Genomic DNA, 14,784 nt, shown 5'->3' with positions numbered 1-14,784 from the left:
GGGGCCGCTATCATTGGAGGCGACCTTTTGCGGCGACGGAAAGCTCCTTTAGAATGATGGCGCAGGATGTCGCACCGGCGTCGAGGACGCCGAGTGAGCGTTCGCCGAGGCGGCTGGAGCGGCCGATCTTGGCCACCAGATTGAGCGTCGAATCCCGGCCGGTCTCCGCCGCGATCACGAGCTTGTCGAGTGCGCTTTCAAACATGTCCCCCGATGCGATAGCCGCATCGAAAGCCTCGATCGCCGGGACCAGCGCATCGATCAGCGTCTTGTCGCCGACCTTTGCTGACCCGATCGATTGAATGCCTTCCAGGCCTGAGTGCAGCATCGCGCTGAACGTGCGCGGGTCTATGTCTTCGCATCCGTCGAGTTTCTCAGAAAATTCTGTAAACATGACACCGTAAAGCGGACCCATCGAGCCGCCGATTTCGTTCATGAGCACCGAGCCGAGGACGTCGAAGGCTTCGCCCAGCGTCTTGTCCTCGCCCTTCAGCCGGTCCGCCGCCATGCCAAAACCCTTGGCCATGTTGACCCCATGGTCCCCATCGCCGATCTTTCCGTCGATTTCACTGAGGTAGGCACGGTTTTCGACGATACGCTCGGCGATCAAGAGGACGATCGGTGCAGCGGAGGCGTTCTTGAATGTTTGCATGACCGGCGCTCCTTAAAGCTTCATGGTGCAGTTGGCTTCGACGTCGAGAAGCGCTTTCGTCTCGGCATCGAGCGCCATGACGGTCAGCGTGGCGCCAACCATTTCCAGCGATGTGAAATAGTTACCGATATAGGTCCTGTGGATGATCAGTCCGCGGGCGGTAATCTCGGTCTCGATCGTGTCGTTCAGAATATAGAGCTCGTTGAGCGGCGTAGCGCCGAGGCCTGACACCAGAACGGCGACTTCCGTTCCTGCGGGCAGATTGTGGTCATCGAGAACGATCTGGCACATATCCCTGGCGATGGCATCAGCGGTCTTCAGCGGCTCGACACGAACGCCAGGTTCGCCATGATGACCGATGCCGACTTCCATGGTACCGGGCTCGATCTGAAAGTTCGGATGTCCCACTGCGGGCAAGGTGCAGGGACCGAGACCCACGCCGATCGACCGGCAGTTGTCGATCGCCTTCTGGGCAATGGCTCGGACCTCTTCGAGGCTCCCGCCCGCGGATGCCTTGGCGCTGCCGATTTTCCACATGAAGATTTCGCCGGCCACACCACGGCGCTTTTCGCGCTCGTGCGGTGGTGCCGAGCATACGTCGTCATTGGCGACAACAGTTGCGACCTCGATGCCGTCCTTGGCTGCAAGCCTGATTGCCATCTTCACGTTCATGTTGTCGCCGGCATAATTGCCGTACAGGCAGATCACGCCCGCGCCGCCGTTGGCTTCCCGCATGGCGTCGTGAAAGCTCTTTGCCGTCGGCGACGAAAACAGCTCGCCAACGGCCACGGCATCAAGCATGTTGCGTCCGGTATAGCCCATGAAACCGGGCTCGTGGCCCGATCCACCGCCGGTGATCACGCCGACCTTGCCGGCGACGGGAGCACCCTTGGCGACAACGACGCGCGGGTTCTGTCCCAGCCGGAGGATGTCGGAATGCGCCTTCACGAAGCCTTTGACGGTATCCTCGACGACCTGGTCCGGATCATTGATAAATCGCTGCATAATCTCTCCTTAAAATTCCGGGTATCGTCACTCAGAGAATGGTGTAGCCGCCGTCAATAAGCAGATCGGCGCCGTTGATCATGTTCGCGCCTGCGGACGCTAGAAACACGGCTGCGGCTGCGACCTCTTCGGGATAGGCGAACCGGCCCGTGGGTATTCTCTTCTTGGCAGCCTCGCCCTTTTCGCCAGCCCAGGCCTTCTTGCCGAGCTCGGTGAGAACGACCGTTGGCGAAATGGTGTTGACGCAGATTCCATGCTTGCCCCATTCGGCGGCAAAGGTCTTCGACATGCCGATAACGCCGAATTTCGAGGCGCAGTAGGCGACATGTTCCTCGATCGCCACGGTGCCTGCCTGTGACGCCATGTTGACGATCTTGCCACCCTTGCCGGCTGCGATCATCGCGCGCCCGATTGCCTGGGTGACAAGGAAGCTTCCTTTCAGGTTGATGTTGATCGTCCGGTCCCAGTAATCCAGTGACAGATCCTCTGCTGGCGCCAGGTAAACCACGCCCGCGCTGTTGACCGCGATATCGATGCCGCCGAATGCAGCCAGCACGTCAGCCACGGCCTTGTTGACCGAGTCCGCGCTGGAGACGTCGCAGACGAAAGGCTTGGCGCCATTGCCGAGCGCGTCGGCCTTATTCTTCGCGACGTCGACATTGATATCGAGCACGGCAACGGTCGCACCCTTCGAGGCGAAGGCGTCCGCAATTGCGGCGCCAATACCGGAGGCACCGCCGGTCACCAATGCGATCTTGCCGGTCAGCGGGAAGTTGAGGTCAATCTGTGGGGCTGTGTCGGTCATGTTTTCCACTCTTCGGTCTCGGGAGATCGGGGCGGCATGGCCGCCCCTTTCACTCATCGTTACTTGCGCGACTCCAGAAGCTTGTCGGCATTCTCAGGCGTGACCACGGTCCAGGGAACAAGGTAGGACTTGTCGGCGCCATCGTTCCACTTCATCTCTGGATACTGGGTCCAGATGGCGGATTCCGGCTTGTAGTCCGCCCGTGCTGCCTTGATGGCGATATCCATCGCGCCCTGCGCCTGAGCACTGCCGTCCTGCAGGATGGATGCCATCTGGCCGGCCTTGACGGCGTTGATCGCGTCGGTCACACCATCGACGCCGGCAATGGCGAAGTCTGCAACATTCAGGTTCGCCGCCTTGATGGCTTCGATCGCACCCAATGCCATTTCGTCGTTCTGACCGATAACGCCGTTGATCTGGCCAGGATGCGATGTCAGCCAGTTCTCCATCAGCGTCTGAGCTTCGGCACGCGACCAGTTGGCTGTCTGGGTTTCCAGGACCTTGACGTCAGGGCAAGCCTTCAGGGCCTTCTCATTGCCTTCGAGGCGCTGGATCTGGCCGGACTGGCCGATCGGTCCTTCGAGGATCACGAGGTTGCCCTTGCAACCCATCTTGTCGAGGACGGCCTTGGCTTCCATTTCGCCGGCCTGCACGTCGTTCGAACCGACATAGGATGTCAGCAGGTCGGAGTTGACGCGGGCGTTCGAGCCGACCACCGGGATGCCGGCATCATGGGCGGCCTGCACGGCAGCGGCGCCGGCTTCGACGTCCATCGGCACGAAGATGATCGCGTCGAACTTCTGCGTGATCATGGTGTTGAACTGCTCCTGCTGGACAAGAGCGTCGTAGCGGCCGTCGAACACGGTCAGCTCGACTTCCCCGCTCTTGACGGCCGGGTGCTGCTTCAGCGCTGCCGACCACAGCTGCATGAATTCGGCGTTGAGCCCGTAGGTCGTGGCGCCGATCTTCAGCTTCTTTTCCTGCGCCATTGCGGGTGCTGCAAGAATGGCAACGCTTGCGATAAGGGTAAGCAGCAGTCTCTTCATCTCGTTCTCCTCCATAGAGAATTCCGGCCACCATTATGGCATGCCGTTTCATTGCGGGCAGCGCTCTGCCACCCGAATTGCGTGGTCACTGACCATGATTTCGCTTGCGGTCGAGCATCACGGCGCCGACGATCAGGGCGCCCTTGATGACCTGCTGGTAGTAGGATTCGATGCCGAGCAGATCGAGGCCGTTGTTCATCACGCCGATGATCAAGGCGCCGATCAGCGTGCCGGTGACACGACCGACGCCGCCGGAAAGGCTGGTGCCGCCGATGACGACAGCAGCGATGGCGTCGAGTTCGTAGGCAACGCCGGCCTGGGGCAGGGCGGAGCCGGTGCGGGCCGACAGCATCATGCCGGCGAGGCCCGCCAGGGCGCCTGAAATGGTGTAGACGACGAAGCGGATGCGGGTGACGTTGATGCCCGACGTTATCGCCGCATGTGGGTTGCCGCCGACGGCGTAAATATAGCGCCCGAAGCGGGTGCGGTTGAGAACCCACCATGAAACGATGAAGACGATAGCCAGGATGACCACCGGCATCGGGATGCCGATAATGTTGCCGGTCCCGATCCAGCGAAACTCCGGCGTCAGCCCCGGCACCGGCTTGCCGCCGCCATAGATGAGCGTCATACCGCGTGCTGCCGACAGCATGCCGAGCGTTGCGACGAAGGCGGGGACGGCAAAGCGAGAGACGATGATGCCGACAATCGTGCCGCAGGCGAGGCCGACGAGAATGCCAACCGATAGCGCCACATAGGGCGGATAGGGCGAGCCGAGGACGCCTGCCGTTGCCGACGTCGTTGCCAGGCTGCCGCTGACGATGCCGGCCAGGGCCACGACAGAGCCGACGGAAAGGTCGATGCCACGCGTCAAAATGACAAAGGTCATGCCGATCGCCAGCACGCCGTTGATCGAGGTCTGCAGCAGGATGTTGGATATGTTTCCGGACGTCAGGAAATATTCGTTCGAAACCGACAGAATGAATGACAGCAGCAGGAAGGCGAGGAAGATGCCGTATTCCTGAATGATCAGTCTGCGGCGGTCTGAGCTGAACCAGCCGGGCGTCGTCTTGTTATCTGTGAGGGACACTTTTCTTACCTCTTAACGTATCGGGCCTCTGGTGGGGCAGCCTCGGGAGACGCATTACGTCGATAGATGGACAAGCGTTTCGGCGTTGGCCTCACTGCGCGGATAGGTGCCTGCTGATCGACCGTCGCGCATCACGAGTATGCGATCCGACATGCCCAAGACCTCGTCGATCTCCGATGAAATCATGATCACCGTGCCGCCCGAGGCTGCAAAATCGCAGATGATGCGATAGATCTCGCGCTTGGCGCCGACATCGACGCCGCGGGTCGGCTCGTCGAGCAGCAGAATTTTCGGATTGCGCAAGAACCATTTGCCGAGCACGACCTTCTGCTGGTTGCCACCCGACAGGCTCGAGACGGGCAGGGTGTCTCGGGCGGTCTTGATGCCGAAATGCGAGATCATCCGAGTGCTCGCCGCCTGCTCCTCGCGGCGGCGCATGACGTAGTTCGGGCTCATCTCCGGCAGGCTTGCCATGGCGATGTTGCCGCGCACGCTATCATCGAGGTTGAGGCCGGTGACCTTGCGGTCTTCGGTGACGAAGGCAATGCCATGCTGCATCGCCTCCGACGGCTTGGAAACGGTGATCGGCTGGCCGTGAAGCTTCAAGGTGCCCGCGTCAGGCTTGTCGAGGCCGAAAAGGCAATTGAAGATTTCCGTGCGGCCGGAACCCATCAGGCCATAGATGCCGAAAATTTCGCCTCTGTTGGCCGAGAAGGAAATGTCCTCAATCTTGCCAGAGGCTGTCAGCCCGGACACTTCGAAGCCGATTTCAGCGGTCGGCACGTTGGTCTTGATATATTCCTCGCCGAGATCGCGGCCGACGATCATGCGGATCAGGCTCGGCCGGTCGATCTCGCCAAGGTTGCCGCTGCCGACATAGAAGCCATCGCGAAACACCGTATAGGCATCGGCGATCTGAAAAATTTCCGACAGCCGGTGCGAAACGTAGACGACACCCTTGCCGGCCGCCTTCAGGCGAACGATCGTCTTGAAAAGCTGCTGCGCTTCCTTCTCGCCGATCGCCGAGGTCGGCTCATCCATGAAGATGACTTCGGCGTCGTGGCTGAGGGCCTTGGCGATCTCGACCAGTTGCATCTGCGCCACCGAGAGGTTCATCATGTACTGGTTGGCGCGGATGTTGAATTCCAGCTGATCCAGCAGCACCTGCGCATTCTGGTTCATCGTCTTGAAATCGATGCCGCCAAACCGGCCTGACGGTTCCCGTCCGAGATAGATGTTCTCTGCCACTGTCATGTGTGGCACAGGGCTGAGTTCCTGCTCGATAATGGCAATGCCCGATGCCAGCGCTTCGCCGGGTCCGGAGAATTCGACGTCCTTGCCATTGCGGCGGATCGAGCCGGCGTCGCGCTTGTGGATGCCCATGAGAATCTTGAGGAAGGTGGATTTGCCGGCGCCGTTGCCGCCGCACAGCGCGTGCACTGAGCCGGCCGCCAACTGAAAGCGCCCATCTTTCAGGGCAGAGACGCCGCCAAACGACTTCTTCAGCCCCTCGACATCGAGAAGATATTCCACGCTGCACTCCTCCCATTGGTCGGTAACCCAAGCTGTGCGGTCCCGACTTTCGCAGCGCCCAATCTCCATTTTGTGCTCTGCTGTTTACAATATTCAGCGCATGGCTGACAATTGTCAAGCTCGGAAATTGGGCGCGGTGATTTTGACGCGTGTGCCCCAATCGCCGCGCCATATTCAGGGCATCATTGGCTCCAGGATTTGCTTAGGGAAAGGACAACGATGAACGCGGGCGCCGTCGCGCTGCCAACCCGCTCGGCTCCATGGGAGGCTGATGCGTCACCGTGAACCGGTGGCAACGAAAGCCACCTGGCCGACGTCATCCATTCAGGCTGAACGCCAATATCGGCTTTGAAAATCCCTTGAGGCGGCGGCGTTTGGCGTGAGAAAACCGATCCGGATCGTCGTATTCGCGAAAGACGTTGCCCGACACAAGAATTTGGTCTGCCGCCGCCGCCGCACACAGCCGCGCGGCGAGTTGGACAGTTGATCCGAACAGGTCGTTGCTGTCCTCGATCGGTTCACCGCAATCCAGTCCGACACGGACATGGATGGGTTCGGCGGCAGTGCAACGGAAGTGAGCGAACTCCTGTTGAATCGCCACCGCACAATCGACTGCCGATCTGGACGACTCGAACGTCGCCATGATGCCGTCCCCGGTGTGCTTTACTTCCCGCCCAATGAAATGATCGAGTGACCTGCGCACGATGCCGTCATGGGCCCGCACAAGCTCCGCCGCCATCCGATCCCCGACCCGCGACGTCATGTCGGTCGAGCCTACTATGTCGGTGAAAAGGATGGTTCTGTGGCCTGCGTCCATGTCGCAGTTCGTCTGACTTTGAACGGGCAAGGGGTCAAATATGCGGCCGAGAAAAGCCTCGACAGCGGACAATGAGACCTCGACAATCTCTCCCGCAACAAACCCATGCGCTTCCCGGTGCACACATTGCGCTGTTTCTGCATCCGGAGCATCGACGAGGCAAAATGCAGTCCCACGCCTTTGGTCGAACCAATAGGTGAGAAACTTGACCCCGTACTCATCCTGAACTTCCAGATCGCGTCGGTGCGCTTCTGCCACGTCGGCGGCTGACGTTCCAGTGAGTTCGTGCCGGTCCATGAAAATAGGCATCGGCTTGCTCCCGCCGCCACCATACAGCTTAAGCGCAGCCAGGTCCACAAAGGGTTGCATCGGCATGCACGCGGACCCGCCATTGCATGGCCGAGCCTTTGGCTAAATCTGGTGATCAGCACGGCGGCGCGTCAAATCAAACCATGGCTGTCTTTACTCTCGGTACGTTCGTGTCGCTATGCCGAGCCGCGCTTGACATGTTCGGTCCAAAATATATGTTATCGATAACATAACTAAAAACCTGATGTGATGGGGTGGCGGACACGATGACAAGCGCAGATATCTTGCTGGTAGGGGCATATCCCGAGTGGGACATGACGGAACTTGAGGCGACCTACACGGTTCATCGTTTCTGGGAGTGCGCCGACAAGGATCGCTTTTTGGCCGATTTCGGCAATACGATCCGCGCCATTGCGACGCGCGGTGAACTGGGTGCATCCGCCGAATTGATGCGGAGCCTGCCCAACCTGGAGATCGTCTCCTGCTATGGCGTCGGGACGGACGCGATCGATCTGGCCTATGCGCGTGAGCGCGGCATACGAGTGACCAACACCCCCGATGTGCTGACCGAAGACGTCGCCGACATCGCGCTCGGCCTGCTTCTTGCAACCGCCCGCCATATCCCGCAGGCTGATGCCTTCGTGCGGTCAGGGCAGTGGGGAAAGACATCGATGCCGCTGGTCACCCGGGTCTCGGGCAAGCGGCTCGGCCTTGTCGGCATGGGTCGCATCGGCCAGGCGATTGCCCGGCGCGCGGCCGCCTTCGGCTGCGACATCCGCTACTTCTCCCGCAATCCGCAGCCGCAGGTCTCCCATGGCTTCGAGCCGGATCTGGTTGCACTGGCTGAATGGTGCGAGTTTCTCGTGGTGATCGTGCCGGGCGGCGAGGCCACGAAGAACATCATCGACGCGCAGGTGCTGAAGGCGCTCGGTGCCGACGGCATTCTGGTCAACGTCTCGCGCGGCACGACCGTTGACGAAGACGCGTTGATCGCAGCGCTTCAGGATGGAACCATCAAGGCGGCCGGCCTCGATGTCTTCCTCAACGAACCGACGATCGATCCGCGTTTCCGTGACCTCGACAATGTTGTCCTGCAGCCGCACCATGGCTCCGGCACGATCGAGACCCGCAAGGCCATGGGCCAACTCGTCCGTGACAATCTGGCTGCGCATTTTGCCGGCCAAATACTACCGACTCCTATCGTGTGAGAAAGAGATCATGAAAGCAATCGTCATTCACGGCGCGAAGGATCTGCGCATCGAAGACCGTACGCCGGACTTAGTCGGTGTTGGCCAGGTGGAAATATCCATCGAAGCCGGTGGCATCTGCGGATCGGACCTGCACTATTACAATCACGGCGGCTTCGGCGCCATCCGGGTGCGCGAACCGATGATCCTCGGCCATGAGGTGGCGGGCACGGTCAAGGCGCTGGGTGCGGGTGTTTCTCACCTCGTAGTCGGCGATCGCGTTGCCGTATCGCCGAGCCGCCCCTGCAATGCCTGCGACTATTGCCTCAAGGGTCAGCAGAACCACTGCCTCAACATGCGCTTTTACGGCAGCGCCATGCCGATGCCCCATATTCAAGGCGCCTTTCGCCAGCGCCTGGTCGCCGAGCAGTGGCAGTGCCACAAGGTGGCGGACGGCGTCTCGATCAACGAGGCGGCGTTTGCGGAGCCGTTTGCCGTCACCCTGCATGCGGTGTCGCGTGCCGGCTCGCTTCTGGGCAAGCGCGTGCTGGTAACCGGCTGCGGCCCGATCGGCGCGCTGGCGATCATCGCCGCCCGCGCTCACGGCGCCCGCGAGATCGTTGCCACCGACGTGATGGATGCCGTGCTGGACAAGGCGCGCGAGATCGGCGCCGACAGGACGATCAACGTTGCGGCCAACCCGGAGGATTTGTCGGCCTACGCCGCCAACAAGGGCTATTTCGACGTCCACTTCGAGGCCTCCGGCAATGGCCAGGCGGTGCGATCGGGGCTGGAGGTGCTGAAGCCGCGTTCGGTGCTGGTGCAACTCGGACTCGGCGGCGACGTGTCGATCCCGCAGAACATGGTGGTGGCCAAGGAGATCGAGATGAAGGGCACGTTCCGCTTCCATGAGGAATTCGGGCTCGCCGTCGATCTGATCAATGCGGGCAGGGTGGACCTGAAGCCTCTGCTCACCGGGATCTACGGTATCGACGATGCCATTGCTGCCTTCGAGGCGGCCGGTGATCGAAGCCGCTCGATGAAGGTGCAACTGTCGTTCTAGCGGTCAATCGAGCCTTGTTATGTGCTTTCGCGTAAGACCACGCGGTAGCCGGTCAAGGTGATGTCGCCGGCACGTTCATCGTCATTCTGAAGCGCATCGAGCAGGCGTACAGCTGCCTGCTTGCCGATGCCATAGCAATCCACATTGATCGTCGTCATGCGTGGGTGACAGATGGATGAGATCTCATAATCGCCGAAACCGGCAATGGCGATGTCCTGAGGCACCCGCAGACCTCTGCGCTGACATTCCATCAAAGCGCCAAAGGCCGATAGATCCGACACGCAGAGTACGACTTCGGTGTCCGGCCAGCGCTCCAGCATGCTGATAATTGCCTGGCCGCCTTGCTCCATGGTGATCGGCGGAACGCCGAAAGAAATCACACGGTCGGTTTCAAGCCCCAGAGCCTCGACGGTCTTCAGAAAACCGCTCCGGCGCTGACTGCCGCGGGTGTCGCGCGCCGTTGTCCCGCCAATGTAGCCAAACTTGCGATAGCCTTTGGCGGCGAGTTCCCGCACCAGCAGCGACATAGCCTCTCCGTTGGAAAAACCGACCACGTGATTGATCGGAGTTTCCGGGATCTCCCATGTTTCGACGACGGGAATTCCCGCCTTCTCAAGCATACGACGTGCCCTGGATGTGTGCTGGCCGCCGGTCAAGATGATTCCCTCCGGGCGGCGGCGCAGCATCGCCTCGATCAGTTGCTCCTCCTTATCGGGAGCATAGTCGGTATAGCCCAACAGCAGTTGCAGCCCGGTATTCTCGAGCGCATCGGTGATGCCGCGTGCGGTGTCGGAAAAATTGGAGTTGTTGATGGAGGGCACAAGCGCGGCGATGAAGCCGGTGCGGCGCGACGAGAGGCTGCCCGCGGACTGGTCGAGCACGTAACCCAGCGCATCGACAGCATCCATGATGCGCCTTCGTGTTTCTTCCGAGACACTTGCGTCCTGCCGGAAAGCGCGCGAGACGGTCATCGCGGAGACGCCGACGTGTTTGGCAACTTCGGCCATCGTCAGCTTCTGAATGTCCGCCGTGCGAGATAGCCCGCCTCTAACGTTGCCGACTTTCTTCAATTTTTCCCCCGCTCGTCGGCCGATCCCACCGCCAGAGATCGCCGTGTATCATCGTTATCGCTATCATAAAAATAGAGAAGGGCGCTGGTCACGTCTGACAACGCTATCCATTACTTTACCGAACTTATCGCGCGTTTATCTTCACTGCTCTCGCCCACCATTCGCCAAAACTATCATTTTCCGCAGAGAGCGCAATGATATCGCTAACATTTCTACTGCTTTTGGCCACTCGAAAATTGGTTGAGGAGACATGCGATATCCGGGGTGACTATGCGGGTCGGTTCGTTCCGATCAGGGAAGGTCCGGATCGGCGAGTACGATCTCGACGCCGGCGGCGGCAAGGGCTGCTGCCATATCCGGGTCGGGCTGGCGATCGGTGACCAGGCGTGCGATCGTGGCCAGCTCCGCCACCTGGAAAACGGCGGGCCGACCGAGTTTGTGGTGGTCGGCCAGAACCGTGACGCTCTGGGCCTGTGAAATCATGGCGCGGGCCATTTCTGTCTCGCGCAAGTCGTAGTCCATAATAGCCGTCGTCGTTATCGTCCCGACAGTCAAAACGGCATGCTCCGCCTTGAACTGTGCAATCTGCGCCGTGGCCATCGCCCCCAAGGTTTCGCGCCCTTCCGCGGCCACTTCGCCACCCACCAGATAAACATGGTGGCGCGTTTCCGGCTGGCTCAAAATTCGGGCGATTTGCGGCGAGTTGGTGATGACCGTGATGTTGCGGCGCCGGGCGAGCGCATGGGCAAAAGCGATGGTGGTCGATCCGGTGTCGATGAACAGCACGGAGCCTTCGGGGAACAGCTCCGCGGCTCTGCGGGCGATCGCATTCTTCTCGGTTCTTCGCTCTTTCATGCGCGTATCGAATTCGCTCTCGTGCAACGAGGCGTCTCTAAGGTTCATGGCGCGCGCGCCACCATGGAACTTGCGAATGCGACCGCCGGCGTCGAGATCCGAAAGATCACGCCTGACGGTCTCGCGCGATGCACCAAAGCGCGCGGCCAGATCGTTCACGGTGACTTCGCCGGTCTCTTCGAGAAGTCGAAGTATCTGGTCGCGCCTCCCCGCTGGCTTCATTTTTTTAGGCCTTCAATCGCTATGGGCATGTCCAGAAGCCGCCGCAGCAGCGACACAGGGTGCTGCAGATTGGCGCCGGTCAAATGCCTGGTCTGGCATCGACAGGAGAACCCCGTGGCCAGGATGACATCGGCGCCCGGCCCTGTCGCTGCCTGCCAGCTGTGGGCAAAGATCGACGTCGACTTCTCGCGGTTGACCGCCTCATGACCCCACATCCCTGCCATGCCGCAGCAGCCGGTGGCAGGCGTATCGAGCTTGATGCCGAGACGCGCGAAAATGATCTGCCACTCGGCCGTGGCTGCAGCGCCCAGTACCCGTTCGCTGCAATGGGGCAGGAGCCGCACGGAAATGTCTGATGCTTGCTCAGGCAACGCGGCTATCAGTGGCGCGAGCATGTCCTGTGGCAGCGCTACTGCTGGCATGTCGTCGGGATAGTCATGGCGATAGGACAGTGTGACCGGTGGCTCCAGTCCCATGAGCGGCACGCCGGTTGCCGCGATCACGCGCAAGCTTTCTGTCTGCCGCCGTGCCTGCCTTGCAAATCCGGCAAGCCGCCCGAGAACCTTGCGGGCTTTACCAGACGGCCGATAGGGGGCAATCCACAGTCTCTTCTGTAGCCGGGCAAGCACCGCCTCGAGATCAGCGACGATCTGCGGCTCGAAAAACTGGGTGAAAGCATCCGGTATCAGGACCACGTCGAGCTTTGGGTCGAGATTGCCGATATCCGATGGTTTCAGCCAGCGCAGCCCGCGCGCCTGCCGGGGCATGCGCGGCAGCGCCGTCAGGCCGATGGCCGCCATCAGTGCCGTTCCCGGCCCATCGGTCATCATGTTGAAACCCCATCGGAACTTTGCGGCAAGCGGCAGCAGGCCTTCCAGATGGGCAAGTGCGATGTCGCGCAACGACCGCCGATGGCGGCGATAGAAACCATCGAGAAACTGGGCGCGGATCGAGGGAATGTCGACGCGCACGGGACATTGGCTTGTGCAGGCGCCGCAGCTGAGACAGCCTTCGATCGCTTCCTTGACCTCGATTTCGAATTGCGGATCGGCATGGCCGTCGGGGCCGCCCTGCCGCAGCCACTCGCGCACCAGTCCCGCTCGGCCTTTCGGCGAGTGGCGCCGGTCGCCGGTCACCTTGTAGGAAGGGCACATGACGTCATCGAGTGTGCGGTTGAAGCAGGCACCGTTGCCGTTGCAGCCGAACGCGGAGGTGTAGACCTTGCGCAGGTCGTCCGGAACGGTACGGTCGTTCTGACCGCGCATCGCCACCTCGTCGATTTTCCACAAGGGGCTATTGTCAGGCGTGGCAATCTTGCCGGGGTTCATCTGGTTTCGCGGATCGAACGCCGCCTTGATGCGCTGAAGCGATGGGTAGAGCGGACCGAAAACTTCAGGCACGAATTCCGAGCGAACACCCTTGCCGTGCTCACCCCATAGAAGGCCGCCATGCGTGGCGGCCAGCGCGACGACTGCTTCGGTAATGCGCCGGATGAGCGGTTCCTGGGCAGGGTCGGTCAGATCGATCGCCGGCCGAACATGCAGGACGCCCGCATCGACATGGCCGAACATCCCGTAATCCAGTCCCTCATGATCGAGGATCGCCCGGAAGCCGGCGATGAACGGTTCGAGATTTTCGGGCGGAACTGCGCAATCCTCGACGAAGGGGATCGGCCGTTTTTCGCCGCCGGCACGCCCCAGCAATCCCACGGCAGTCTTGCGCAGGCCCCAGACCAATTCCACTTCGCGGCCCCTGGCAACCGTCATGACCAAGCGCGCGGGCAGGGCTGCCAGCTGTGCCAACAGCGTCGCAACCCGTGCCTCAAGGGCTTTTGGATCGTCGTCGGTGAATTCAACGATGTTGACGCCTTGCGCTATCGCTTGCGGGAACAAATGCGCGACCGCGGAAAACGTCGGTTCCTCGCGCGCCAGTCCGAGCACGCGGCTGTCGATGGTTTCGACCGAGGTCGCACCGAGTACGGCGATCTCGCGCGCATCGCGGAGCGCCGACTGGAAATCGGAATAGAAGATCAGGATTAGCGATGCGGCCTTCGGGATCGGCAACACCCGAAGCCTTGCCTGCGCGATCAGCCCGAGCGTCCCTTCCGAACCGCAGAGCACGGCGACCGGATCGATGGTTTCACCTTCGCGAATATGGGCCAGATCATAACCCGTCAGCGATCGGTTGAGTTTGGGAAAGCGCGCCGTAATCAGGTCTGCCTGGCTGCTGGAGATATCGTCGAGACAAGCAAGGATCTCGCCGGAGCGTCCGCCGACCGTCGGGTCGAGGGCGGCGCGGCGGGTTTCCAGGACCTCGCCGCCAACCAGAACGGCGCGCAGGTTCAGGACGTGGTTCGATGTCTTGCCGTAGACGCAGGACCCTTGTCCACAGGCGTCGGTGGAGATCATGCCGCCGAGCGTTGCACGCGAGGAGGTGGAGAGTTCCGGGGCAAAGAACAGGCCAAGCGGTTTTAGTGCCGCATTCAGCTGATCCTTGATCACGCCCGGCTGCACCCGCACCCAGCCTTCCTCGGCATTGATCTCCAGGATGGCGGTCATGTGGCGCGAACAGTCCACCATCAGGCCGTTGCCGAGCGACTGGCCGTTGGTGCCGGTGCCGCCGCCGCGGGGCCGTAGCACGATGTCGTGAAATCGTGGTTCTTCAATCAGGCGGGCGATCCGCACCAGGTCGTCCTCATCCAACGGCCAGGCGACGGCATCCGGCAGGAGCTGGTAGATGGAATTGTCGGTCGCCAGGACGACCCGATCCGAAGAAGCGACGCTCGCTTCGCCGCGAAAACCGGTTGCTTTCAACGCAGCGACAAATGCGCGGTAGTCCGCGGGCTGCAGCCGATCTGGAGACTTCAAATCCGTTACCTCAATGCAGAAAATTGGCGGCTGTGAGCTGAGCGCCCGCCTCTGGTCCGTTGCTTTTGACGGACACCCCGCGGTAGCAGCAGCCGCAACGATCATCAGCCATGCCGCCTATTAGCATGATTAGGTCGGGCATGAAAAGAACGTATTCGGTCAGAAAGATGACCGAACGTACAATTTTGGCTCGTCAAAATGTTGGAGAGGCGATAAGCATGAGGTCTTGGTTTTCCTCATAGGTCGCCGGACACGGTGCCATT

The 14,784-nt window shown here is 60.9% G+C and carries 12 protein-coding genes; 2 read left to right on the top strand and 10 right to left on the bottom strand.

Annotated elements, in window-relative coordinates; all coding sequences use genetic code 11:
* Positions 1 to 10: 10 nt before the first annotated feature.
* From dhaL to GVL52_RS02845, 7 genes are all read right to left on the bottom strand, one after another.
* The gene (gene dhaL, locus GVL52_RS02875) at positions 11 to 652 is read right to left on the bottom strand and encodes a dihydroxyacetone kinase subunit DhaL (protein ID WP_160003851.1); all 642 of its coding nucleotides are present in this window, start codon (positions 650 to 652) and stop codon (positions 11 to 13) included.
* A 12-nt stretch (positions 653 to 664) separates the two neighbouring features.
* The gene (locus GVL52_RS02870; RefSeq protein WP_160003850.1) at positions 665 to 1,657 is read right to left on the bottom strand and encodes a dihydroxyacetone kinase subunit DhaK; all 993 of its coding nucleotides are present in this window, start codon (positions 1,655 to 1,657) and stop codon (positions 665 to 667) included.
* 31 nt (positions 1,658 to 1,688) lie between these two features.
* Entirely contained in the window at positions 1,689 to 2,462 is a 774-nt protein-coding gene (locus GVL52_RS02865; protein ID WP_160003849.1) for an SDR family oxidoreductase, read from the bottom strand.
* 59 nt (positions 2,463 to 2,521) lie between these two features.
* Positions 2,522 to 3,508, bottom strand: a complete 987-nt coding sequence (locus tag GVL52_RS02860; RefSeq protein WP_160003848.1) for a substrate-binding domain-containing protein — start codon at positions 3,506 to 3,508, stop codon at positions 2,522 to 2,524.
* Positions 3,509 to 3,593: 85 nt separating this feature from the next.
* Positions 3,594 to 4,598, bottom strand: coding sequence for an ABC transporter permease (locus tag GVL52_RS02855; RefSeq protein ID WP_160003847.1), 1,005 nt, complete (start codon positions 4,596 to 4,598; stop codon positions 3,594 to 3,596).
* A 54-nt stretch (positions 4,599 to 4,652) separates the two neighbouring features.
* Positions 4,653 to 6,131, bottom strand: coding sequence for a sugar ABC transporter ATP-binding protein (locus GVL52_RS02850; protein ID WP_160003846.1), 1,479 nt, complete (start codon positions 6,129 to 6,131; stop codon positions 4,653 to 4,655).
* A gap of 316 nt (positions 6,132 to 6,447) precedes the next feature.
* Positions 6,448 to 7,257 (bottom strand): nickel-binding protein, encoded by an 810-nt coding sequence (locus tag GVL52_RS02845; protein ID WP_160003996.1) that lies wholly within the window; start codon positions 7,255 to 7,257, stop codon positions 6,448 to 6,450.
* Between the two features lie 266 nt (positions 7,258 to 7,523).
* On the opposite strand from GVL52_RS02845, the gene GVL52_RS02840 reads away from it, so the two are divergent.
* Positions 7,524 to 8,465, top strand: a complete 942-nt coding sequence (locus GVL52_RS02840) for a 2-hydroxyacid dehydrogenase (protein ID WP_160003845.1) — start codon at positions 7,524 to 7,526, stop codon at positions 8,463 to 8,465.
* Positions 8,466 to 8,475: 10 nt separating this feature from the next.
* On the top strand, positions 8,476 to 9,507 hold the full coding sequence (locus tag GVL52_RS02835; RefSeq protein ID WP_160003844.1) for an L-idonate 5-dehydrogenase: 1,032 nt from the start codon (positions 8,476 to 8,478) through the stop codon (positions 9,505 to 9,507).
* Between the two features lie 17 nt (positions 9,508 to 9,524).
* Here GVL52_RS02835 and GVL52_RS02830 read toward each other — a convergent pair whose 3' ends face one another.
* The 3 genes from GVL52_RS02830 to GVL52_RS02820 all read right to left on the bottom strand — a co-directional run bounded on the left by GVL52_RS02830 (position 9,525) and on the right by GVL52_RS02820 (position 14,521).
* Positions 9,525 to 10,514, bottom strand: a complete 990-nt coding sequence (locus tag GVL52_RS02830; protein ID WP_160003995.1) for a LacI family DNA-binding transcriptional regulator — start codon at positions 10,512 to 10,514, stop codon at positions 9,525 to 9,527.
* A 354-nt stretch (positions 10,515 to 10,868) separates the two neighbouring features.
* A complete protein-coding gene (locus tag GVL52_RS02825) occupies positions 10,869 to 11,654 on the bottom strand; it encodes a DeoR/GlpR family DNA-binding transcription regulator (RefSeq protein WP_160003843.1) in 786 nt (261 codons plus the stop codon).
* On the bottom strand, positions 11,651 to 14,521 hold the full coding sequence (locus GVL52_RS02820; RefSeq protein WP_244619075.1) for an FAD-binding and (Fe-S)-binding domain-containing protein: 2,871 nt from the start codon (positions 14,519 to 14,521) through the stop codon (positions 11,651 to 11,653). The genes GVL52_RS02825 and GVL52_RS02820 overlap by 4 nt, the downstream gene beginning before the upstream one ends.
* Positions 14,522 to 14,784: the final 263 nt, after the last annotated feature.

Source organism: Rhizobium sp. 18055, assembly GCF_902706285.1.
In the GTDB taxonomy this organism is placed as follows: domain Bacteria; phylum Pseudomonadota; class Alphaproteobacteria; order Rhizobiales; family Rhizobiaceae; genus Rhizobium.
The sequence above is the reverse complement of the archived record's forward strand: the minus strand, read 5'-3'. Positions and strand labels throughout refer to the sequence as shown.